The sequence below is a fragment of the Winogradskyella costae genome, assembly GCF_013403865.1.
GTDB classification, from domain to species: Bacteria; Bacteroidota; Bacteroidia; order Flavobacteriales; family Flavobacteriaceae; genus Winogradskyella; species Winogradskyella costae.
The window spans coordinates 1,588,708-1,612,939 of record NZ_JABFDK010000001.1 but is presented as its reverse complement, the minus strand read 5'-3'; the positions used below and the strand labels follow the sequence as shown (position 1 = coordinate 1,612,939).

24 protein-coding genes and 1 tRNA gene are annotated in these 24,232 nt (G+C 32.9%); 14 read left to right on the top strand and 11 right to left on the bottom strand.

Going from position 1 to position 24,232, the window contains the following annotated elements; all coding sequences use genetic code 11:
• The first annotated feature begins 103 nt into the window (after nt 1–103).
• From HM986_RS06885 to rpoN, 12 genes are all read left to right on the top strand, one after another.
• Nucleotides 104–253: a hypothetical protein gene (locus tag HM986_RS06885; protein WP_179334296.1), complete on the top strand. Its 150-nt coding sequence runs from the start codon at nt 104–106 to the stop codon at nt 251–253.
• Nucleotides 254–298: 45 nt separating this feature from the next.
• Nucleotides 299–1,258: an L-threonylcarbamoyladenylate synthase gene (locus tag HM986_RS06880; RefSeq protein ID WP_179334295.1), complete on the top strand. Its 960-nt coding sequence runs from the start codon at nt 299–301 to the stop codon at nt 1,256–1,258.
• 159 nt (nt 1,259–1,417) lie between these two features.
• A complete protein-coding gene (rplM, locus tag HM986_RS06875; RefSeq protein WP_179334294.1) occupies nt 1,418–1,873 on the top strand; it encodes a 50S ribosomal protein L13 in 456 nt (151 codons plus the stop codon).
• Entirely contained in the window at nt 1,874–2,260 is a 387-nt protein-coding gene (gene rpsI / locus HM986_RS06870; protein ID WP_020894710.1) for a 30S ribosomal protein S9, read from the top strand.
• A 187-nt stretch (nt 2,261–2,447) separates the two neighbouring features.
• Nucleotides 2,448–3,236: a 30S ribosomal protein S2 gene (gene rpsB / locus HM986_RS06865; protein ID WP_179334293.1), complete on the top strand. Its 789-nt coding sequence runs from the start codon at nt 2,448–2,450 to the stop codon at nt 3,234–3,236.
• Between the two features lie 81 nt (nt 3,237–3,317).
• Nucleotides 3,318–4,292, top strand: a complete 975-nt coding sequence (gene tsf, locus HM986_RS06860; RefSeq protein ID WP_179334292.1) for a translation elongation factor Ts — start codon at nt 3,318–3,320, stop codon at nt 4,290–4,292.
• A 288-nt stretch (nt 4,293–4,580) separates the two neighbouring features.
• On the top strand, nt 4,581–5,288 hold the full coding sequence (pyrH, locus tag HM986_RS06855) for a UMP kinase (RefSeq protein ID WP_179334291.1): 708 nt from the start codon (nt 4,581–4,583) through the stop codon (nt 5,286–5,288).
• A gap of 45 nt (nt 5,289–5,333) precedes the next feature.
• Complete coding sequence (gene frr / locus HM986_RS06850) at nt 5,334–5,888, top strand: ribosome recycling factor (protein ID WP_179334290.1); 555 nt, start codon at nt 5,334–5,336, stop codon at nt 5,886–5,888.
• A gap of 75 nt (nt 5,889–5,963) precedes the next feature.
• A complete protein-coding gene (locus HM986_RS06845) occupies nt 5,964–7,244 on the top strand; it encodes a DUF5686 family protein (protein ID WP_179334289.1) in 1,281 nt (426 codons plus the stop codon).
• A 170-nt stretch (nt 7,245–7,414) separates the two neighbouring features.
• The gene (locus HM986_RS06840) at nt 7,415–9,817 is read left to right on the top strand and encodes an efflux RND transporter permease subunit (RefSeq protein ID WP_179334288.1); all 2,403 of its coding nucleotides are present in this window, start codon (nt 7,415–7,417) and stop codon (nt 9,815–9,817) included.
• A gap of 40 nt (nt 9,818–9,857) precedes the next feature.
• Complete coding sequence (asnS, locus tag HM986_RS06835) at nt 9,858–11,291, top strand: asparagine--tRNA ligase (protein ID WP_179334287.1); 1,434 nt, start codon at nt 9,858–9,860, stop codon at nt 11,289–11,291.
• A 75-nt stretch (nt 11,292–11,366) separates the two neighbouring features.
• Nucleotides 11,367–12,833 carry an RNA polymerase factor sigma-54 gene (gene rpoN / locus HM986_RS06830; RefSeq protein WP_179334286.1) on the top strand — a complete coding sequence of 489 codons (1,467 nt, stop codon included), beginning with the start codon at nt 11,367–11,369 and terminating at the stop codon, nt 12,831–12,833.
• 4 nt (nt 12,834–12,837) lie between these two features.
• On the opposite strand, the gene HM986_RS06825 is transcribed toward rpoN, so the two are convergent.
• Nucleotides 12,838–14,730, bottom strand: coding sequence for a hypothetical protein (locus HM986_RS06825; protein ID WP_179334285.1), 1,893 nt, complete (start codon nt 14,728–14,730; stop codon nt 12,838–12,840).
• A 94-nt stretch (nt 14,731–14,824) separates the two neighbouring features.
• Between HM986_RS06825 and HM986_RS06820 the strand changes: the two genes are divergently transcribed.
• Nucleotides 14,825–15,433, top strand: coding sequence for a hypothetical protein (locus HM986_RS06820; protein WP_179334284.1), 609 nt, complete (start codon nt 14,825–14,827; stop codon nt 15,431–15,433).
• On the opposite strand, the gene HM986_RS06815 is transcribed toward HM986_RS06820, so the two are convergent.
• The 10 genes from HM986_RS06815 to HM986_RS06770 form a co-directional block, all read right to left on the bottom strand.
• Nucleotides 15,428–16,126: a porin family protein gene (locus HM986_RS06815; protein ID WP_179334283.1), complete on the bottom strand. Its 699-nt coding sequence runs from the start codon at nt 16,124–16,126 to the stop codon at nt 15,428–15,430. The two genes, HM986_RS06820 and HM986_RS06815, sit on opposite strands and share 6 nt — an antisense overlap.
• A gap of 183 nt (nt 16,127–16,309) precedes the next feature.
• Nucleotides 16,310–16,777 carry an ExbD/TolR family protein gene (locus HM986_RS06810; protein WP_179334282.1) on the bottom strand — a complete coding sequence of 156 codons (468 nt, stop codon included), beginning with the start codon at nt 16,775–16,777 and terminating at the stop codon, nt 16,310–16,312.
• Nucleotides 16,778–16,790: 13 nt separating this feature from the next.
• On the bottom strand, nt 16,791–17,426 hold the full coding sequence (locus HM986_RS06805; RefSeq protein WP_179334281.1) for an ExbD/TolR family protein: 636 nt from the start codon (nt 17,424–17,426) through the stop codon (nt 16,791–16,793).
• A gap of 6 nt (nt 17,427–17,432) precedes the next feature.
• Nucleotides 17,433–17,870 carry a hypothetical protein gene (locus tag HM986_RS06800; RefSeq protein WP_179334280.1) on the bottom strand — a complete coding sequence of 146 codons (438 nt, stop codon included), beginning with the start codon at nt 17,868–17,870 and terminating at the stop codon, nt 17,433–17,435.
• Nucleotides 17,871–17,879: 9 nt separating this feature from the next.
• The gene (locus HM986_RS06795; RefSeq protein ID WP_179334279.1) at nt 17,880–18,650 is read right to left on the bottom strand and encodes a MotA/TolQ/ExbB proton channel family protein; all 771 of its coding nucleotides are present in this window, start codon (nt 18,648–18,650) and stop codon (nt 17,880–17,882) included.
• Nucleotides 18,651–18,725: 75 nt separating this feature from the next.
• A tRNA-Ser gene (locus tag HM986_RS06790) sits at nt 18,726–18,813 on the bottom strand.
• An 83-nt stretch (nt 18,814–18,896) separates the two neighbouring features.
• Nucleotides 18,897–19,925, bottom strand: coding sequence for an asparaginase (locus tag HM986_RS06785; protein ID WP_179334278.1), 1,029 nt, complete (start codon nt 19,923–19,925; stop codon nt 18,897–18,899).
• Entirely contained in the window at nt 19,926–20,693 is a 768-nt protein-coding gene (locus HM986_RS06780) for a TatD family hydrolase (RefSeq protein WP_179334277.1), read from the bottom strand. It lies immediately after the preceding gene.
• A 92-nt stretch (nt 20,694–20,785) separates the two neighbouring features.
• Complete coding sequence (locus HM986_RS06775; protein WP_179334276.1) at nt 20,786–21,532, bottom strand: tetratricopeptide repeat protein; 747 nt, start codon at nt 21,530–21,532, stop codon at nt 20,786–20,788.
• A 4-nt stretch (nt 21,533–21,536) separates the two neighbouring features.
• Nucleotides 21,537–22,118 carry an RNA polymerase sigma factor gene (locus tag HM986_RS06770; protein WP_179334275.1) on the bottom strand — a complete coding sequence of 194 codons (582 nt, stop codon included), beginning with the start codon at nt 22,116–22,118 and terminating at the stop codon, nt 21,537–21,539.
• 123 nt (nt 22,119–22,241) lie between these two features.
• Here HM986_RS06770 and HM986_RS06765 point away from each other — a divergent pair, with 123 nt between their 5' ends.
• Nucleotides 22,242–24,125 carry a T9SS type A sorting domain-containing protein gene (locus HM986_RS06765; RefSeq protein ID WP_179334274.1) on the top strand — a complete coding sequence of 628 codons (1,884 nt, stop codon included), beginning with the start codon at nt 22,242–22,244 and terminating at the stop codon, nt 24,123–24,125.
• Nucleotides 24,126–24,232 lie beyond the last annotated feature (107 nt).

Below are 24,232 nucleotides of genomic sequence, written 5' to 3'. Positions count from 1 at the left end.
ACGTTTTATTTCAGTCAATTCTAATGGTGTTTCAGTCAACCTATATTTACAATATCATTTAATTTTATGACCAATTTATCAATAACATTAAATTATAATAATTATGATTATCACTAAAGTATTAGGATTAACAAGCGCAATCACCAGAAGTAAAAAAGCCAAAATAGCTATTTTGGGTTTAGAAATGGCTGTGTTAGGTTATGCGCTTTACCAACAAAGTCAAGAAAAGAAAAATAAGCGACTTAAATCTTAGCGGTATAAGATTTTGAAGTAATTTTGCAGTCGTATTTTTAAGATTATGAGTATTATTTCAAAAGACATATCAAAAGCTGTCGCATTATTAAATGCAGAAGACATTGTAGCAATACCAACAGAAACTGTTTATGGTTTAGCTGGAAACATTTACAGTGAGAAAGCTATAACGTCTATTTTTGAAACCAAAAAGCGTCCATTTTTTAATCCGCTTATTGTTCATATTCCTTCTATAGACCAGCTCCCAAATATTGTTGCTTACATCCCAGAAAAAGCACAACTACTAGCAGAAGCGTTTTGGCCTGGCCCCATCACTTTGGTTTTAAAGAAACTAGATACGATTCCCGATTTAATTACAGGTGGTAAAGATACTGTCGCCGTACGCGTACCAAATCACCCCACGATATTAAAATTATTAAATCAATTAGATTTTCCTTTAGCGGCACCATCTGCCAACCCGTTTAGTAGTATTAGTCCAACCACAGCGGAACATGTGGAAACCTATTTTATCGATAGTATTAAAATGGTTTTAGATGGCGGACACTGTACAAGCGGTATTGAATCTACGATTATAGGTTTTGAAAATGATGAACCAATTATATATAGATTGGGCTCTACCGCACTAGAAGATATTGAAGCGGTCGCTGGAAAAGTTAAAATTAAAAACACAAAAGAAGTGAGTCCGGATGCTCCTGGCATGCTAGCACGCCATTATGCACCAAAGACCCAAACAATTTTAACAGACGATATCATAAATGTTATAAAACGTCAAGGCAATAAACGTATAGGAGTCATTGTATTTAATACTAAACTTAAAAATCCAAATATAATTTCTCAAATTATATTATCGGAAACTAGAAATATGGCAGAAGCTGCATCAAAACTTTACGATGCCTTACACCAATTAGACAAACAACATCTTGATGTAATTATCGCGGAACAATTTCCAGATTATGGCTTAGGAAAATCTATAAATGATCGGTTAACTCGAGCCACAAAAAGCTAAAGTCAGACGTGCATTTCTAAAGCATCTGATTTTCAATACAAAAATATCTCCATCAAGGTTTGGTAAATCAATAGTTTATCGTAAATTTGCAAACTCTTTTTTAAAGAGGAATGTTTAATCTATTGTGTCATTTAAGGCACAATTATAAATCAAATTAGTGTGGATACATTAAGCTACAAAACAGTTTCAGCTAACAAAGCTACCGTTAATAAGGAGTGGGTTTTAGTTGACGCTGAAGGACAAACTTTAGGTCGCTTAGCTTCGAGAGTAGCAATACTTTTAAGAGGTAAGCACAAACCTAATTTTACGCCACACGTTGATTGCGGTGACAACGTAGTTGTTGTTAATGCAGAAAAAATCAACTTAACTGGTAACAAATGGACGGAAAAAAGTTACATCCGTCACACAGGTTATCCAGGTGGACAAAGAAGTCTGACGGCTACTGAAATGTTTGAGAAAGACCCAACCAGATTAGTAGAAAAGTCAGTGAAAGGAATGTTGCCTAAAAACAAATTAGGAGCAGCCCTTTTTAGAAATTTAACTGTTGTTTCAGGAACTGAGCACGCTCATGCAGCTCAAAAACCTAAAACAATGACATTAAAAGAAATTAACTAAATGGAAGTAATTCACAAAATTGGCCGTAGAAAGACGGCTGTTGCTCGTGTGTACGTTGCCGAAGGTAGTGGCAAAATCACAGTGAACAAAAAAGACATGGCGGATTATTTTACTACTGCAACATTGCAGTATAAAGTAAACCAACCTTTAGCCCTGACTAACAATGATGGCAACTTTGATATTACTGTTAACGTATATGGAGGTGGTATCACCGGCCAGGCAGAAGCAATACGTTTAGGCCTTTCTCGCGTTATGTGCGAGTTAGATCCTGAAAACAGATTAGTATTAAAGCCAGAAGGTCTATTAACGAGAGATCCAAGAATGGTAGAAAGAAAGAAATTCGGACAAAAGAAAGCTCGAAAGAAATTCCAATTCTCGAAACGTTAATATCCAACAATTTTTTATTCAGAATCTGCTTCGGCAGATTCTGGATTATTATTTTTTATTGAAATTAAAAGATCTCAAAATAAATTTGAGATAAAGTTTAGCATCTAAATGAAGCCAACAGCTTATAGCTACTAGCTAATAGCCTAACGGAACATTGCTAATTTAACAGAACGTAAACTATTACAAAATGGAAAAAGTAGAAGTAAAAGAATTACTTGAAGCAGGTGTACACTTCGGTCACCTTACACGTAAGTGGAACCCAAACATGGCTCCTTACATCTATATGGAGCGTAACGGTATCCATATTATCAACCTTTACAAAACAGCAGCAAAAATTGAAGAAACTTCTGAAGCATTAGCTAAAATAGCAGCATCAGGAAAGAAAATCTTATTCGTTGCTACAAAGAAACAAGCTAAAGACATCGTAGCTGAAAAAGCTGGTGCGGTTAACCAACCTTATATTACTGAGCGTTGGCCTGGTGGAATGTTAACTAACTTTGTTACGATCAGAAAAGCCGTTAAGAAAATGGCCTCTATTGATAGAATGAAGAAAGATGGTACATTCAACTCTTTATCTAAAAAAGAGCGTTTACAAGTAGATCGTTTACGTGCTAAATTAGAAAAGAATTTAGGTTCTATTTCTGATATGACACGTTTGCCAGGTGCTTTATTTGTTGTAGATATTATGCGTGAGCATATTGCAATTAAAGAAGCTCAAAAATTGAATATTCCAATTTTTGCAATGGTAGATACTAACTCTGATCCACGTGAAGTAGATTATTTAATCCCTTCAAATGATGATGCTTCTAAATCTATAGACAAAATCTTATCTATCGTAACTTCTGCAATCGCCGACGGTTTAAACGAAAGAAAAGCTGAACGTTCAGATAAAGAAGGTAAAGCTCAAAAAGGAGAAGCAAAAGCTAAGCCTGCTGCAAAAGCAGAAAAAGCAGCTGTATCTGAAGAAGAAGAATAAATAACATTTATACAATACTAAAAGTCATTTGGTTCTTTTCTTTTTGAAAATTAATTAAATGACTTTTTAAATTTAAAAACTATGGAAAATACTGTAAAAATTACAGCAGCAGAAGTAAACAAGCTAAGACAAGCAACTGGTGCTGGGATGATGGATTGTAAAAAAGCTTTAGTTGAAGCTGGTGGTGATTTTGATAAAGCCATTGAAGTATTACGTAAAAAAGGACAAAAAGTTGCAGAAAAAAGAGCTGATAGAGATTCTTCTGAAGGTGCTGCAATCGCAAAAATTAATGCAGATAACACTTCTGGTGTTGCTATTGTATTAGGTTGTGAAACTGATTTTGTTGGTAAAAACGAAAACTTCGTAGCATTAGCTAATGACTTAGCTGATATCGCATTAAACCATGACACAAAAGAAGCATTTTTAGCTGCTGATTTTGGTGGTATGACTGTTGCAGAAAAATTAGTAGAACAAACTGGAGTTATCGGTGAGAAATTAGACATCACTGCTTTCGAAAAATTAGATGCTCCTTATGTTGGACAATACGTACACATCAACAAAATTGCTGCCTTAGTAGGTTTATCTACTAAAGTTGATAATGTTGAAACTTTAGTTAAAGATGTTGCAATGCAAGTTGCTTCTATGGGAGCGTCATCATTATCTTATAAAGATTTTGACCCTGCTTTTATTGCTTCTGAAACTGAAGCACGTATTGCTGTTATAGAAAAAGATAATATTGAATTAGGTCGTTTAGGTAAAACTTTAAAGAATGTACCTAGCTATATCTCTATGGCACAATTAACTCCTGAAGTTATTGCTGAAGCTGAAGAAGCTGCAAAAGCAGAATTAAAAGCTGAAGGTAAGCCAGAACAAATCTGGGATAGAATTTTACCAGGTAAAATGGAGCGTTTTATTTCTGATAACACCACTTTAGATCAAGAACAATGTTTATTAGATCAGAGATTTATCAAAGATGAAAAGCAAACTGTGGCTGATTACGTTGCAACTTATGGTGACGTTACTGTTACAGGTTTTAAACGTGCGACAGTAGGTTAATAAAGCGGCTTTTATAGCAAGTCTTAAATAATTAAAAACCACTATTCCTTACCGAATAGTGGTTTTTTGATTTCTAAACTTAGTGTTTACTAATGTTTTACAGTGACGCACCCTATTTTAATAAAATATGTTTTTGCCTTTTTTTTCACTTTTACAGATGCTAATAATTACGTAGCTTTGCTCAACTTTTAAATCATCTATTGAAATGAGCCATGATGACACTAATTTTAATTTAGATGTTACTTGGCATATTTGCTACAGACTAAAAATTGCAACAGAAACTATCTAATGAAATATAAAAGAATATTACTAAAATTATCTGGAGAAGCCTTAATGGGAAATCGTCAATATGGTATAGATCCAGAACGACTTTCAGAATATGCTAAAGATATTAAAGAAATAACTGAATTAGGTGTAGAAGTAGCTATAGTTATAGGTGGTGGAAACATTTTTAGAGGTGTTGCAGGCGCTATGCAAGGTATGGATCGTGTTCAAGGGGATCATATGGGAATGCTAGCAACAGTGATAAATGGTTTAGCATTACAAAACGCACTAGAAGATACAGGTATTAAAACCCGTTTACAAACAGCTATTAAAATTAATGAAGTCGCTGAACCGTTTATAAGACGAAAAGCTATGAGTCACCTTAACAAGGGTCGCGTTGTAATTTTTGGTGGAGGCACTGGAAATCCATATTTCACTACAGATTCTGCAGCCGTATTACGTGCTATAGAAATAGAGGCTGATGTGATTTTAAAAGGAACTCGTGTTGATGGTATTTATTCAGCCGATCCAGAAAAAGACAGTACAGCTGTGAAATTCGACCAAATATCTTTTAAAGATGTTTTACTTAAAGGTTTAAAAGTTATGGACACAACGGCATTCACACTTAGTCAAGAAAATGAACTGCCAATTATAGTTTTTGATATGAACAAAAAAGGAAACTTATTAAAAGTAGTTTCTGGAGAAAATATAGGAACTGAGGTAAACGTTTAACCTTTGGCTTAAACTTTGATACCTCTCATTTAAAACGTTAATACTATGAACGAAGACATTAAATTTATAATAGACTCAACTAAGGAATCTATGGATGCTGCTATAAAGCATTTAGAAAAGCAGTTTGTAAATATTAGAGCTGGTAAGGCTAGTCCTGCAATGTTAGGTAGCGTTATGGTTGATTATTATGGATCGCAAACCCCATTGAGTCAAGTAGCCAATGTGAATACCCCAGATGGTAGAACAATTACTGTTCAACCTTGGGAAAAATCAATGCTTCAAGAAATAGAACGCAGTATTATGATTGCCAATCTTGGTTTTAATCCAATGAACAATGGTGATACTATCATAATTAATGTTCCACCATTAACAGAAGAGCGCAGACGTGATTTAGCTAAGCAAGCAAAATCTGAAGCTGAAGATGCTAAAATTGGTATTAGAAGTGCTCGTAAAGAAGCTAATCATGATATTAAAGATTCAGAAGTATCTGAAGATTTACAAAAAAATGCTGAGTTCGATATTCAAAAACTAACTGACATTTATGTTAAGAAAATAGACGATACCTTAGAAGTTAAGGAAAAAGAGATTATGACTGTATAATCTTAACGTTCAAAATATAGAGCATCCCAACACGTTTGGGATGCTTTTTTTAAAATCACAATTGAAACATACTCAATGCGAAAGCACCTGTTTGTCGTTTTACTTTTAACGCTTGCATCTTTTTGTTATGCGCAGCAGCCAATTACAACCAAAGAAGACGTTGCAAAAACGGTACAAGACTCCATAAAAAAAACTGAATTCTTACAACATATTGGCAACGGATTTCTTCCTTTCAATTATTTCAATTTAGATTTAAAATACCTTGTTAAATTTAATCAGTACGAAGGTTTAAGAAGCGGATTAGGCGGAGTTACTAACGATCGCTTTTCTGAGCGTTACCGCATTGATGGCTATATGGTCTATGGTTTTAAGGACAAAGAACTGAAATACAAAGTTGGCGGTGGATTTAGAATTAATGAGGACACAGACACATGGATACACGTTGCCTATATCAATGATTTACAAGAAACCGGAAGTTCAAAATTTTTAACTGATAAGCGTTTCTTTACCTTTTTTGAACCCCGATTATTAAACATTGATCTCTTTCATAAACACATTACAAAATCAGTTTCAATACAGCATAAAATTTCTAATCATTTACTTTCAGAAACGCAATTAGCGACTTCTAAAATAGAGCCCACTTATTTTTACAATTTTCTAATAAATGACAATGTCTATTCTACTTATGATTTAAGTACGGTGAAGGCTAGCTTGCAATGGAGTCCATTTAGCACCTATACTATTGCAAATGATAAATTAGAGGAGACTAAAGATGGTTTTCCAAAGTTCACACTTCAATATACAAAAGCCTTCGAATCTATTTTGGGCAGTGATTTAAAATTTTCTAAACTCGATTTTAGAACCGTACATCAATTTCAACATAAGAATGATGCCCTTACAAGTATCACTCTTGTGGCAGGTATTGCGCAAGGAGATATTCCAATAACACATTTGTATCATGCCTATCCAAATAATATTACAAAAGAAACTATATTACAGCGTTTCTCTGTTGCAGGTTTAAATAGTTTTGAAACTATGTATTTCAATGAATTTTTTAGCGATAGATTTTCAACATTACAACTAAAGCACGCTTTTAGTCCTTTTAAAATTTCCGATCGTTTTAAGCCACAATTGGTTTTAATATCTCGCTATGCTGTCGGAAATATGAGTAATACGAACAGACACCAAGGCTTGCAATTCAACACACTTGACAAACTCTACTCAGAATCTGGTTTTGAAATCAATAAATTAGTCTTTGGTTTTGGACTCAGCTTTGCCTACAGATATGGAGGTTACCACTTGCCTAATTTTGAAGATAACATTGCCTTTAAGTTTACCTTTAATATTTCACTTTAGTATAAATTATATTACTGTTAATTAACCTACAAATCCTTAGGTTTTTTCTACCTTTGCCGCTCATTTCTCTCGCTAGACGAGATTTATGTGTAGTGATGATTTCATCAAAACAATAATGTTTATTTCAATCAATATCTTATGAGCTTGCTCTAAGGCAGTTTTACTAAAGCATGTTTAAACTTTTTACCACAGGATTTTGGGAAGCTATTGCAAGACTTATTCTTCGTAATAAAATCTTTATACTTATTGCTATTATCTTAGCAACTATATTTTTTAGCTCTCAATGGAAACACATGCGTTTTTCATCTACAGAAGCAAATTTATTACCTGATGATCACGAAGTCAATCTTGTTTACAACGAATTTTTAGAAATTTTTGGAGAAGAAGGCAACCTTGTTGTACTCGGAGTTAAAGATTCTACATTATTTTCTGTGAGCCAGCTTAATGCCTGGAATTCACTTGCCGATTCTTTTAAAGGTTATGATGAAGTAGACGCTGTTCTATCTATAAAAGACCTTAAGAAACTGGTTAAAAACACTGAAAAAGTACAGTTTGAACTAGAGCCTTTTATAAAGGATTCTATAAGTAGTATCGAAGAGGTTAACCAACTTCAAGATGAACTCTTTAAACAATATCCTTTTTACGATAACTTTCTATTTAATGCAGAGACCAAAACCATTAGAACGGCACTCTACTTAAAGAAGGACATTATTAATACTCCTGCTAGGAAAGCATTTATTTTAAATAATCTTCAAGAAAAGGTCGATGCCTTTGAAGCTAAAACCGGACTAGACGTTAGGGTTTCTGGAATGCCATATATACGAACTTTAAGTTCACAGAGCATTATAGATGAAATTCCAATTTTTATTGGAGGAGCACTATTTGTAACCTCATTAATTTTCTTTCTGTTCTTTAGATCCTTTAGAGCGACTTTTATTTCATTAATTGTAGTTTGCATTGGGGTGATGTGGACCTTTGGAATCTTAGGTATACTAGGTTATGAAATTACAGTACTAACGGCTTTAATTCCTCCTTTAATCATCGTTATCGGAATCCCTAATTGTATTTTCTTAATCAATAAATTTCAACATGAAGTAAAATCTCATGGAAACAAGGTCAAATCTTTACAGCGTGTAATTACTAAAGTTGGTAACGCTACATTAATGACTAATGTCACAACGGCTTCTGGTTTCGCTACATTCATACTTACAGAAAGTACTTTACTCAAAGAATTTGGTATTGTGGCGTCGTTGAGTATTCTTGCAATTTTCACCCTGTGTCTGCTCATTATTCCTATAATGTACACATTCTTGCCTTATCCTAAAGAACGCCATTTAGAACACTTAAATAAGCGTTGGATTGGTGCCTTTGTGAATTGGATGGAGTCCATGGTAAAGAATAAGAAGATTACAATATACATTACAACCCTTGTTTTAATTGTCGTCAGTATTATAGGTATTCACCAAATTAAGATTTCTGGGAGTCTCATTGAAGATATGCCTCAAAATACAGAGTTCTTTAAAGATATTCGATTCTTTGAATCTGAATTTAATGGTATAATGCCGTTGGAAATAATGATAGATACCAAGCGTAAAAAAGGTGTTATGAAATTAGCAACTTTAAAACGTATGGATGAGCTTGAAGAATTAATTGCTGATATTCCAGAATTATCTCGACCTATTTCAGTGGTAAGTTTAGTAAAGTATAGTAAACAAGCCTATTACAATGGTAATCCTAAATATTACCAATTACCAACAAGTCAGGAAAATAGTTTCATCCTATCTTACGCTAAAAACTCAACCTCTAATGTTGATATGCTTAGTAATTTTGTAGATAGCACAGGTCAATATGCTCGTATTACTACATTTATGAAAGATATTGGCACCGATAAAATGGAACGCATTCAAGAAGATCTTCAAGCAGAAATAGACAAGCTGTTTCCTAAAGAACGTTATAATGTAATTATTACTGGTAAAGCTTTGGTGTTCCAAAAAGGAACCAAATACTTGGTTAAAAACTTAGCCATTTCATTAACACTTGCCATTGTACTTATTGCGTTATTTATGGCCTATTTGTTCCGTTCTTTTAAAATGATAATTGTATCCTTAATTCCTAATCTCCTGCCACTTTTAGTGACCGCAGGGATCATGGGTTACATTGGCGTCCCTATAAAACCTTCGACTATTTTAGTATTTAGTATTGCTTTTGGTATTTCCGTAGATGATACCATTCACTTTTTAGCTAAATACAGACAAGAATTACAAGCTAATAATTGGAAAATTAAAAAATCAGTATACGCGGCATTAAGAGAAACAGGAGTTAGTATGATTTATACTTCGATTGTATTATTCTTTGGATTCTCTGTATTTACAATTTCTAGCTTTGGTGGCACCGTAGCTTTAGGAGCTTTAGTTTCTATAACGTTACTCTTTGCCATGCTATCTAACTTGCTCTTATTACCATCGTTATTACTATCTTTAGAACGTAATATTGCCAATAAAGAAGTCCTAAGAAAACCTTCCATCAATATTATTGCTTCGGAAGATGATAACGAAGACAAGAAATTACATTAAGCATATCACTATATTTTAGCATTAAAAAATTAATAAAAAAATGACTTCAAAAACTGTAGCACAATTATTATCACAAGATGTCACCTTACAAGATGTTACCATCAAAGGGTGGGTAAGAACGTTTAGAGCCAATCGATTTATAGCTTTAAATGACGGTTCTACTATAAATAATATTCAATGTGTTGTTGATTTTGAAAATTTTGACGAAGCCCTTTTAAAGCGTGTCACTACCGGAGCTGCGATTCATATCACAGGAGAATTAATAGAAAGTCAAGGTAAAGGTCAATCGGTTGAGATCGTTGTAAAAACGTTAGAGATTCTAGGTGATTCTGACCCAGAGACCTACCCTATTCAACCTAAAAAGCACTCGTTTGAATTTTTAAGAGAAAACGCTCATTTACGCACAAGAACAAATACATTTAGTGCTGTAATGCGTTTACGTTCTTCGTTATCATTTGCTGTTCATAAGTACTTTAACGAAAATGGCTTTAACTATATGCACACACCAATTATTACGGGAAGTGATGCTGAAGGTGCAGGTGAAATGTTTAAAGTCACCAACTTAGATTCAAAAACACCACCGTTAAATGACGATGGTTCTGTAAATTATAAAGAAGATTTCTTCGGAAAAGAAACAAATTTAACGGTTTCTGGCCAGCTTGAAGCTGAAACTTATGCGATGTCTTTAGGTAAAGTTTACACGTTTGGACCAACATTTAGAGCAGAAAACTCTAATACAACGCGTCACTTAGCAGAATTCTGGATGATTGAGCCAGAAGTTGCTTTTATGGATTTAGCAGGAAACATGGATTTAGCTGAAGATTTTATGAAATCTGTTTTAAACTATGTCCTTGAAAACAATAAAGAAGATTTAGAGTTTTTAGATAAGCGTTTACTTGATGAAGAAAAAGTAAAACCACAAGCTGAACGTAGTGATATGAGCTTAATTGAAAAAATTAAGTTTGTTGTAGACAATAACTTTAAACGTGTTAGTTATACTGAAGCTATCGATATTCTAAAAAACTCGAAACCCAACAAAAAGAAAAAATTCAATTACATTATTGAAGAATGGGGAGCAGATCTACAATCTGAACACGAACGTTTTTTAGTAGAAAAGCACTTTAAATGTCCTGTAATATTATTTGATTATCCTGCCAACATTAAAGCATTTTATATGCGTTTAAATGAAGATGGAAAAACAGTAAGAGCCATGGATATTTTATTTCCAGGCATTGGTGAAATGGTCGGAGGATCTCAACGAGAAGAACGTTTAGACGTTTTAAAAGAAAAGATGAAAGCTTTAGATATTTCTGAAGAAGAACTATGGTGGTATTTAGATTTACGTAAATACGGAACTGCTGTTCACTCTGGTTTTGGACTTGGTTTTGAGCGCTTAGTTATGTTCGCTACAGGTATGGGAAATATTAGAGATGTCATTCCTTATCCTAGAACACCTCAAAATGCAGAGTTTTAATCACTATATTTAAACCTGTTAGGTTTTAAAAAATCTAATAGGTTTTTTTATTATTTATCTAACCACTTAGAATTTATGTCTTTAAAGCAGTTTTTACAGTTTAAACTCTCTCAAAAGTTATCTCCACAGCAGATTCAACTTATGAAGTTGATTCAGTTGCCTACTCAAGCCTTTGAGCAACGATTAAAACAAGAGTTAGAAGAAAACCCTGCCTTAGACACCGGGAAAGAATCCGAAACGTCTGACGACAATTTAGATGAATTTGATAATTCAGAAGATAATTTTGATGACAATGAAACGATTGAAGCTGATGATATAAATATAGACGAATATTTAAGTGACGATGAAATTCCTGAATACCGTACACAAGCTAATAATTATAGTGCTGATGATGAAGACAAAACGATGCCTTATGCTGCTGGCACTTCATTTACACAACATTTAATCAACCAGTTAAACACCTTTAGACTAACCGAACAAGAAGAAGAAATTGCATACTTCCTTGTTGGTAGTGTTGATGAAAGTGGTTATATACGGCGCTCATTAGCTGATATTACAGATGATTTAGCGTTTACACAAAATGTGTATACGACAGAAGACGAAGTTGAAAAGGTCCTGAATATTGTGCATCAACTAGACCCTGCAGGTGTTGGAGCTCGTAATCTCCAAGAGTGTTTAAGCATTCAATTACATAGAAAAGAACAGCATCCAGATGTCGAATTGGCAACCACTATTATAGATAAAGGCTTTGAACAATTTACAAAAAAGCATTATAAAAAATTAATGCAAAAATTTAACATTGATGAGGAACAACTCAAAGATGCTATTGAAGAAGTTGAAAGACTAAACCCTAAGCCAGGCGGATCTTATGCTGGTAATAATAAGATTGTAGAACATATTGTACCCGATTTTGCCATAAAGATTGTTGATGGCGAATTAGAATTGACCTTAAATGGTAGAAATGCACCAGAATTACATGTTTCGCGCGAATATAATAACATGCTTAAAGGTTATAAGGAGACTAAAGAAAAGTCTAAATCTCAAAAGGATGCGGTAATGTTTATTAAGCAAAAACTAGATGCTGCTAAATGGTTTATAGAAGCGGTAAGACAGCGTCAGCAAACTTTATTTGTTACTATGAGTTCCATTATGCATTACCAAAAAGAATACTTCTTATCTGGTGATGAGCGCAATTTGCGTCCTATGATATTAAAAGATATTGCGGACGAAATTGAAATGGATGTTTCGACCATATCCCGTGTTGCCAATAGTAAATATGTAGACACTCCCTATGGTACAAAATTAATTAAGGAATTCTTTTCAGAATCTATGACTAATGATCAAGGCGAAGAAGTTTCAACTCGAGAAATTAAAAAGATCCTAGAGACTGTTATAGAAGAAGAAAGCAAAAAGAAACCTTTAACCGATGAAGCCCTTTCTAAAATTTTAAAAGAAAAAGGTTATCCTATCGCAAGACGTACTGTAGCGAAATATAGAGAGCAATTAGATATCCCCGTGGCTCGCTTACGAAAAGAACTCTAAGCTTTTAATTAGTACAGCTCTCACAATAACTTTGGCGCAAATAATTGTTTGCCAATAGCTGAAACGTTACTCCCCCATCTTCAACAGCATTAAATATATTGCAATATCTGTTGTTATTAAGGTTTATGGCATTTAGCATAATTGCTCTATAATCACCTGTCTTAGTGAGCTCGTTATTTGTAAGTGTTAGGTTTAAATAGTAAAACAGTAAATCCTCATCAACATCTATTGAACGTGCCTTTTCTGTTAATAATTCAGCCGCTTTATCTGTATTTGCATAATACACTAAATACTGTGCTAAACTAAAATAATCAAAATCTGAAAGGGATACTTTCCTATAAGCATTTACGATGTAATTTACCGACTTATCTTTGTTTTTGTAATCACGTTCACGCATGTACTTTTCACTCTTAATAATGTGATAATTTATCATCATTCTATCGATAAGCTGCTGGTCAATACCAAAACTTTTTAGAGCGTAAATTTCTGATTTAAACGAATTATCATTTACAGGCTCAATATTATGACGCCAGATTAAAAATTTTAAGGCGACTAAATTGTAACGAACTCGTGGATTTTTAGTCTCTAATTTTTTAAGAGTTTCAAGTTCATTCCTTACGTTGATAATTTCTCTTTGATCTAATTGGTATTTAATAGCACTTCTATTATTTAGAAAATTAATATACTTTAACTGTGAAGGGATTTTTAAACGTGTCAAAATATCTGGTGATATCTCATTATGCTTTAGTTTTTCAAAAATTGAATTCTGTATTTGCGCTGCTTCATCTAAATTATTATCCTTTATAGACGAATTAAAGAGGTCTACGAGTTCTGTTTCAGATTTTACTTTATAGATGTCTTTTCGTTCTAATTCTAATGTAATAACTGCTTTTCTATGATTTTTTAAGTAAGGTTCCATCTCTTGAGAAAAAGAACCTACAAGCTTAGATTTTAACTCACTTTTACTTAAGGCTTTTAAATTTTCATGTTTTGTACCTTCAATGTCATTTAAAAACTCAACCCAATTCTCTGAAGAAGTAATAGTGGTTTTAATATTGGGTTGTTGATATGACTGTATTGCTTTGGCTATACTATTAGCTCTTTCTTGTTGCAACTCTATGTTGCGTTCTAGACTCCCCTCAATAGATGAATACGCTTTTATATTTATCGTCTTTATATTAAAATTTGTTAACTTTAGAGAATCGTAAACCGGTTTTATATCCTCTGATGAATATTGTGTTTTATTCTTCTCAAATGGTATTTTAAATCGAAGTGTTTTATACTTTAACTGAAAGGTCTCGTCTTCAATTTCTGCAACTTTTTCATTTTTAAAACTTATAGAATCTAAATATATTCCCATATCTAACAAATCCCACCTATAGGCTTCTATGTCATAAATGATTTGATAGCGACATAGTGTTTTATTACCCAAGAAAAGTATATTATATTCTAGCTCATTATTTTTAAGATGCTCAGGTAATTTACCTACTAACACACGATAGGAGTTTTCACCAATAGCTTTTAAACCGCTTTTGAGCCGAGAAGCATATACTGGTCTTAATAATTCACCTCTTATCTGATCAGTGTTTATAGTTTCTATTTCGCAATCATAAATATCTTTAGAAACCACATCAATAGCAATACCATCATCTCTATTAGCAAATAAACGATTAAACCAAGTCTCATCATTAATATGAAAATACAAGCTACCATTGTCATTTTTTATGCTGAAATTTACTTCTTTTGGTTTTTGCTGAAATGCAGAAAGACAGCTTCGACACGATTGAGTTCTTTCGGAATCGGACTTAGGAAAAATAATACCGAAATTTCCTTGAGCCAATGCATAATTAATACTTAATAAAAGGAAGAGACTTAAAGCGACGGATCTTTTAATCATGCGATTGGATTTCTTTAAAAATAGAATATTTAATACTACTAATAAATTATAGCACGATTTTTTTGAAGATAAAACTTTACATTTGTTATTGCTCATGAAAGAATTTATTTTAAAAGGTATATCGTTTGTTTTTCACCCACTAATAATGCCATTATTGGGTATATTATTTTACTTTTCTAAAACTCCTCGTTATATACCAGAGCCTGTAAGAAATGCCAAAATATTTTCGATTGTTATACTTACAATTATTTTACCCATCCTTTTGTTCTTTCTACTTAAAACAATTAACAGGGTTAATTCTATTTATTTAAAAAGTACTAAAGAGCGCTTAATACCACTATTTATTAATTGTATTATAATTGTATTGATTCTAATACGTGTGTTAACACCTTATGAAATAATAGAATTATATTATTTCTTTTTGGGTATATTATTCTCTACATTAACCTGTTTTATTTTGGCTCTTGTTAAAATAAAAGCAAGTATTCATATGATAGCCGCTTCTGGCTTTTTTATGTTTGCTGTTGGATTAAGCTTGCATTACCATATAAATATTAATGGTACCATTGCTCTTATGATGATTATTCTAGGTGCTATAGGCACATCCCGTTTACACCTTAAAGCACACACCTCTAAAGAATTGATACTAGGCCTTTTTACAGGATTACTTCCACAGTTGGTCCTTTTAAATTATTGGTTATAGAACGTAAAACATCAATCCTATTTTTAGGGATTTCATATTAATACTTTCGCCTTCGAATTCTACGTTATTATCAAAAATTGAATTTAATCCATAATATACATGAAAATTCCAAGTACTATAACCAGCACTTAGGGTTAGACCGTATTGCATTTTATTAAAACTATCTATATTCGAAAGTCTCTCATTATCTAGGTCGCTCTTAAAGGTCGTGGTATTATACACTAAATATCCAATTTTAAATCCGGTATAAATACGCCAAAAGTTGTAATCTTCTGCAGTTGATGTTCGCCATCTAATCTCTAAAGGAACTTCAACAAGATATGTTGCAAATTTATTTTTTGAAACGTTATAATCACTTTCATTGATTTCAGTAAAGGAAATTGTCTTATTTGTCTCTTTAATTAAAAGGTTCTTTTGATTATATGAATTTGCTGAAATTCCCAGTCCCAAACCTATTGACACATTACGCCTCTCGTTAATTGGCATATCTCTAATAAAGCCGAAATGAAAACCAGATGAAAATCCGGTCTGTGAAACCCCGTCGGGTTTTTCATTGAGTAAATTATAAGTTACTGACGCATAAAATTGATCCTCTCTGTAGTTATTATCTACTTCGGACACACTTGTATAATCGTTTTGAGAAAACCCGTAAAAACCTATTAAAATGAATAAAAGTGAAATCTGATTTTTCATAGGTTGATATGTTTATTTTGTTAGCTTATATAAATTATTCTTAAAACGCTTTTATGAATAGACCCTCATAAGTTCGCTTGTACTTTAAATATAGATAAAACTACAAAATCTTTAATGCGAATTAAATAAAAAGCGCCCTGAGATTATTTCTCAGGACGCCTTGTTTATAAAATTAAGAATTTATTATAAATCGTCATTCTTTGAATTAGCTATATACATAACTTTTAATGCATTTGCTTTACGTAATTCTTGTTTGATATCTGATACTAAACCAGCATTGGTATTTTTATCTACCTTAAGACCTATTACAACTCTACTTTGTAGCTCTTCAGTCAAATCATTTATTCCTTGCATAACGGATGATTGTACTTCTTCAACTGTTATGAAAGCATCATTAAATTGAATCCTAGGCTCTTTACCAAATTGCTTGTACATATCGCTAGGTTTACCACCATAGATAAATATAGTTCTATCTTTTTGTAGTTTCTCTACCTGATCTGCACTTGGCAATTGATTCTCAATCATCAACGTACTATCTCTCATCACAGTTGCCACCATAAAAAAGAAAAGCAACATAAATACAATATCTGGTAGTGATGCCGTCGAAATTGCTGGCAATCCACCTTTATCTTTTTTTCTAAACTTAGACATAATTGTTACTTTTTTATTTTTTATCAGGTTCTGCTTCTGACAATTTCATCGGGAAAAGTTTCTTAATGGTTTCTATACGATCATTAAGGACTTCATCCTTACTAAATTGATTCTTATCTTTCTCTTCAAGCATTGCGGTAAAAACTTTATCAGCATTTGGATAATACTGCTTGTAAAGTCTTGATGCCTCACGCTCTCTTAAAAAGTTATAGGCTGCCACCAATTCATTTTGTACATCCATGTACTTTTCATAAGTGGTTTCTCTATCATGCTTCATTGAGATAATTGCTTTATCGGGGTGATCAGAAGAATCTTCCGAACGATTTCCTTTACAATAATCACAACGTTGGCCTGCTGGGTTAGTGCCACCTCCATTATCTAAAAAATCAATTGCTGCTTGTCTTAATTGACTAATCGGAATTTCCTCCTCTTCAACTAAGAGTTGGTTATTACGGTTAATGTTAACAGTAAATAGATTCTTTTGTCTAATAACTGGTGGTTCTACTTCAGTGTCATCAATAGGTGGCAAACTTCTTAATAATCCTTTATCTTTTTCAATAGTAGTTGTTACTAAGAAAAATATAAGTAATAAGAAGGCAATGTCAGCCATTGATCCTGCATTTACTTCGGGTGCTGCTCTTTTTGCCATGTTATTTTATTTACTAATTACTTTTTTAACTCCTGAGAAAACCATAGTTATTGCAGCAATCGCTAATAATATATAGAATGCAATTAAACCAGCGCCAACTAAGTGAGACTGACTTTCTGTAGCCATTTCATCACCACTTTTGTATGCCATTAGGTCTCCACTAGACAATGCATACGAAACAGCTAGTACAGCTACAAACGCACCAACACCAATTAAAGTACTTTTAAGAGAAGCTGTATTTGTAATAAGATTTTGAATAACAAAAAACAAAACAAACACCACAACTAATCCTAATATCACGTAGGTAGTATAAGCCATTGGCTCAAACAAACCTGCTTCACCACCTGTTTCCATAGCTTCGTCACCGGCAACAATAATTCTCACAAGAGAAACGATACCAATCAAACTTAGGACAGCGGCAATAATTTTGAATATTTTGTGCATAATTAATTTTTATTTTTTGTGTCTTACTAATAAATCCATCAAAGTTATTGATGCATCTTCCATGTCATTTACAATACTATCGATTTTAGCGATAATATAATTATAAAAAATTTGAAGTATAATCGCTACGATAAGTCCAAATACAGTTGTTAAAAGTGCTACTTTAATACCACCTGCAACCAATGAAGGATTCATATCACCTGCAGCCTCAATTTTATCAAAGGCAGATATCATACCAATTACCGTACCCATGAAACCAAGCATTGGTGCCAAGGCGATAAATAATGAAATCCAAGATACATTCTTCTCTAATTGTCCCATTTGAACACCACCATAAGCTACAACCGCTTTTTCAGCAGCATCTATATCTTCATCGGCTCTGTCTAAACCTTGATAGAATATAGAGGCAACAGGTCCTTTTGTATTTCTACAAACTTCCTTTGCAGCTTCGATACCACCAGAATTCAGTGCATCTTCTACATTTTGGGTTAATTTTTTTGTGTTTGTTGTTGAAAGGTTTAAAAAGATAATTCTCTCTATAGCAATTGCTAGTCCTAGAATTAAACATAGTAATACAATACCCATAAAGCCTGCACCACCTTCGATAAAACGTTTCTTTAATACTTGATGGAAACTCAAATCTTCTTCTGCCGCAGCATCACTTTGAGTTACACTTGTTACTGTTGCTGTTGCACTTGCAAAGGCTGTTGTTGCATTGGCATTAACAGTTCCGATAGCCATTAAACATGTTATGGCAAGGATAGAAAATAATCTTTTCATTGTTCTGATTCTTAATTTTATTAGTTAAAGTGTTAAAGATAAAAAAAATTATGCAATTCTAACGATAAATATCAGCAGAGAGGAAGGGATTCGAACCCTCGATACCCTTTTGGAGTATACACACTTTCCAGGCGTGCGCCTTCGACCACTCGGCCACCTCTCTCTAAATTTATTTAAAATTACATTGTGCCAAATAACGAAAAAATCTTCAAACACTAAAATTTATAGTGTTATTTTCTGTTATTTTTAGGACATTTCTCCTCTTAGGGACGTTTCGAAAATAGTTTTGAATTCTTTTCCTTCTATATTCTCTCCTAAAAGGTACATTAATTTGGCAACTGCCGCTTCTGTTGTTATATCTTTTCCTGAGATAACGCCTATTAATTTTAGCTGTGAACTCGTTTCATATTGGCCCATATTTACACTTCCACCTGCACATTGCGTCACATTAACAATATGAAGCCCTCTTGCAATTGCTTTTTCTAATAATTTTAAAAACCAATCTTCAGTTGTAGCGTTACCAGAACCGTATGTTTCTATAATAAGTCCTTTAATTAATTTACTTCTAAGAATGGCTTCACAAATTGGCCTAGAAATACCAGGGAACAATTTCAGAACCCCTATATTAGTATCCATGGCTGTGCGTAAAATTAAATCAGCATTTGGTTTTGGTCTCCATAAATGTTCCGAATTAACATTAAGATGAACTCCAGATTCTGCTAAATGCGGATAATTAAGAGACTCAAAGGCTTCAAAGTGCTCTGCATTTAATTTTGTAGTTCTATTACCTCTATATAATTTATATTCAAAATATAAACCTACTTCTCTAATGATAGGTATACCTTCAATGTTTAATGAAGCCATTTGTATCGATGTAATTAGATTTTCCTTTGCGTCTGTACGTAAATCTCCAATTGGTAATTGTGAACCTGTAAATATAACGGGTTTTGCCAAGTTCTCTAACATAAAGCTAAGTGCAGACGCTGAGTAGCTCATTGTATCACTTCCGTGTAAAACCACAAAACCGTCGTACTTTGTATAATTTTCACCTATAATAGTTGCAATATCTCCCCAATATTTAGGATTCATATTAGATGAATCTATCGGGTCATCAAAAGAAACAGTATCGATTGTGCAATCTAATAATCGTAATTCTGGAATCTTAACAAGTAGACTATTAAAATCGAATGCTTTTAGTGCACCAGTTTCAACATCTTTAATCATACCAATGGTACCACCCGTATATATTAATAGAATATGTGGTTGTTTTATCATTTAAATTCCGAATATAGCTTTTGAATTTTCAGTCGTAATGGTAGCGATTTCTTCTTCGCTTATTTCATAAATTTCCGACAATTTTTCTAACACCTTATTAATATGAGCACTTTCATTTCGTTTTCCTCGGAACGGTTTAGGCGCTAAATAAGGTGAATCAGTTTCTAAAACGATATGCTTAAGATCTATTTGATGGATAAACTGATCAATTTTCCCGTTTTTGAAGGTAACAACACCTCCTATTCCTAATTTCATATTATAAGAAATTGCTTTCTGAGCCTGTTCTAAATTCCCAGTAAAACAATGGAAAACCCCGTATAAATCGTCGGATTTTTCTTTTTCTAGAACTTCAAAAATTTCATCAAAAGCTTCTCTACAATGAATAACTATTGGAAGCTTATATTGCTTGGCGAGATTTATTTGATGTCTGAACGCTTCAATTTGAATATCTAAAGTCGTTTTATCCCAGTATAAATCGATTCCGATTTCTCCAATAGCGCAAAATTTTCGTTTTGCTAATAAGTCGTCAACAAGACGCAATTCCTCATTGTAATTATCTTTTACAGAAGTAGGATGCAAACCCATCATTAAAAAGACATGTTCAGGGAAATCTTTTTCGAGTTGAAGCATAGATTCTGTATAGGTAGAATCTATTGCCGGAATGAAAAATCGTGTTACGTTAGCGTCTATGGCGCGCTGTATCATTTCCGCTCTGTCGTCATCAAAAGCCTCACTGTACAAATGGGTATGGGTATCTGTAATAATCATTTTGCAAAAGTAAAAAAGTCATCTTGGATTTGACGACTTTCGTTTTAGTATTTATTTTAAAGAATTGTAGCGTAATTATAAGCGCTTACTATTTAGTCTAATTTCTGCAATAATTCTTGAGCCGTGTTGTAATCTTCTGCATCCTGAGGTATTGTTTTCAACATCTTAATACATTGCGCTTCGTTATCTTGTTTTAAATAACTTAAAGCTAAAATCCATTTGGCCTTATTTTGATAGGCTGAATTTCCATTAGTTATTTTTCCTAATAAAATCTGAGCTTCTTTTAACTTATTGGTTTCAACCAAAGCTATAGATTTATATAACTGAATCTCTAAATTAGTAAAATCATTTTCTAAAATGGCATTAAAGGCCTTAATCGCTTCTTTGTAATCTTTAGAATTAAAGCTTTGTTCTGCTTTGCTAAAATTAGGATCATCGGAACTTCTAACCGTTAAACTAATAGTATCAAAATTATTATAATCACCATACTTGGGACCTCCAAACTGATTAAAAACGAAGAAACCTAATAGAACAACTACTGATGCTGCTATGGCATATTTATAAAATTTAGATGAGCCTGAAGGCTTGGTCGTATTTTCGTCTTCATTAATTGTATTGAAATGTTTGTTTGAAATGACATCTAAATTCGCTTTAAAATCTGACGTTACTTGTTCATTAGTAATTTCATGTTTTAAATAAGCAGACATATCTTTATAAACCTCAAAGGACTTCTTAAACTGAGGATCTGAATCGAGTCGCTTATTAAATGCTAGTAGATCCTTATGAGATAGGTCACCAAGGAGATAAGCTTCAAACTGTATATAATCTTGTTCTTCCATAATTTTAATATTTCAATTGGTTAAATTTTGGTGAGGCTTGCACTAATTTGGTCAATTGCCCTATGCATAACGATTTTTTCTTGCGTGCGTAAGCATAGGTGATATTAAGACTTTTAGCGACCTCTTCCATTGAATTAATTTTAAAGGAGGCTTTGAGCAAATCTTTGCAAGCGTCCCCTAATTGCTGAAACATCTCATTAAATAAGACTTGTTTATTTTCAAAAATCGAAGTTTCAAAAGTCAATACTTGTGCTTCATCATCCTTAGATAACACTTCCTCATTAATTGTTACCTCTTTTCTACCACTTTTCTTTATTTGATTTAACCATTTTCGTTTACAGAGTAAGAAAAAATAGGCGTCAAACGGACATGTTAATTGTAGGTTCTTTTGCTTAGCTTGGTTATATATAGTTATAATTGTTTCTTGTATAACATCTTGAGCATCATAAGCATCTCCGCTATTCTGCTTTACATAATTAATTACTTTCGGAGCAAATTTATCATAGATGGTTTGAATAATAAAGGTATTATTTGCCATTAATCCATTAATATATTTTTGGTCTTCGTGTATTTTTTTGTCATTCATAAGCCCTTTATTTTCAACGAATTTAAAGAAAACTTTGAAATATTGAGGTAACAAATTTCAAAAGCTTTTGATGTATTAGTAGATGGGTAGAGAATCCATTGACTAATCATTAAATTTTTTATTATGAAAAATTCTATTCAAAAAATCATCATACTAATACTACTGTCCTGCTATGCATTTGCGTCTGCACAAGGTGAATTAACACCAGGAGTACAAACTAGCTCTATAAGTGCATCTATAAGTAGTTGGGTAAATTCAACTTCTGACAAAAACAAAGAATTTTATGCCTCTGCTTATTGGGTTAGCGGTGAAGATTGTGGAAATTATTTAAAAGTCTACGATGGTACCACATTTGCTTCTACATCTCCACAAACTCTCATCTCTAGTTACCACGGATTTACAAGAGTACGTTTAGATCATAACAATAATGTTTACGTCATATACGTTGATCGAACTGCTCCGGGAAGTAGTACGTTTAGAACCTATCTAAAAAAGTACAATACCGCTGGTGTGTTAATTGGGTCTAGAATTGAAGTAAATAATAACACCAATGCTACAGATATTGAAGTGGCTCCTAACGGAGATGTTCTTATTGGATGCGTTGAAAGTAATTTAGCCAAGGTTAAAGTTTTTAGAAACATGGTTTATAAAGGGTTTTTACCAATAAGTAATGTTCCGACAATTACTAACACTAGCCCATTTTCTATACAGATGGATATGAAAGACTCTAAGTTTGTAGTTGGGTACTCTATGGGTAGCATAACGTCATCACAATTACATATTAAGCGCTTCACCTACAGCCCAAACTTTAGTGCATTCTTTAACATCAATTCGTCTTCTCAATATTCTCACTATTCAGAATCGGGTAGTCGTTTTGAAATAACCAACAATCAAATTGCATTGCGCTCTAATTGGGAAGTATTTTATAACGTAAATACATCTACATCATACCCATTTACAGACTTTAGGGTTAAATATTTACATTCTGGAGGCAGTAATATTTTTCAATATTCAAATGGTTTTGTCGATGTAGATATAAATAACAGATTGTTAATTAGTAAAAACTACGGAAGTATTAATTACCCAGATTATAAAGTACAACTGTTTGACACAAGCAACAGTTTATTGCATGAATTTGCTATCAGTAATAAAATTAAGAATCATTTAGAAAGTATCGCTATATATGATTGCGAATTTGTAATTACTGGAATCGACAGAAAGCTAGGTGCCAATCCATTACTACACACTTACCAAAGTTTTCATCAGCTATTTAACTGCCAAGATTGTAGGCCAAATATGGGAGCTACTGCAGTCGCAAAATTTAGATTTCCAAATGCAGTTAATCAATACCCTTCTAAATATGGCCCTTTAGATGTTACTGAATTGTGTTTAGTAGACAATTTGTTGGTCGATGGATCTCTGAGCAGTTGTGAAAACAGTTATTTTGTAGAACTAAGTGAGTTTAACCCTATAAGCTGGAATAATACATTAGTATTACATTCAGACTGGGTAACACCATTAGTTCAAGCTCCTAATAATATTAATATTGTTGATTTCTTACCACCTGGTTATCATTTAAGGCCTGGCAAAATCTACAAGTTTAAATTAGCTGTAGGTTCACCTTGGGATTCTACAGAAATCTTTTTTGAAGTGACTTGTTGTAAACGCGACATCGTTGTGGTTGGCAATCCTTCAGAGGTAGCAGAAGTCTACAAGTACCGTTTAACTTTTGGAGAAGATAATTCAGATATTAAAGACGAAGAAGTCGTTACCTTTTCAACATTTCCTAATCCTGCAAATGAAATATTGAATCTAGATTTTAGCAACTTTAATTCGGAAGCAACAAAAGTGGTGAGTATTAAAAACATACAAGGCATAGCGGTTTTTTCTAAGAAAACGACATTAGAAAAGGAGACTATTTCTGTAAAAAAATGGCCTACTGGCATCTATATCACTACAGTTATAATTGATGGAAAAACCTATCAAAAGAAAATAATTAAAAAATAATTATCCGATGTAAACTACTAATTAATAAGCTACTTCAGTCCTAAAGTAGCTTATTACTAAAAAAAACCATAAGAAGGGGTAACAAAAATAGTTTTCAGTTTATATAA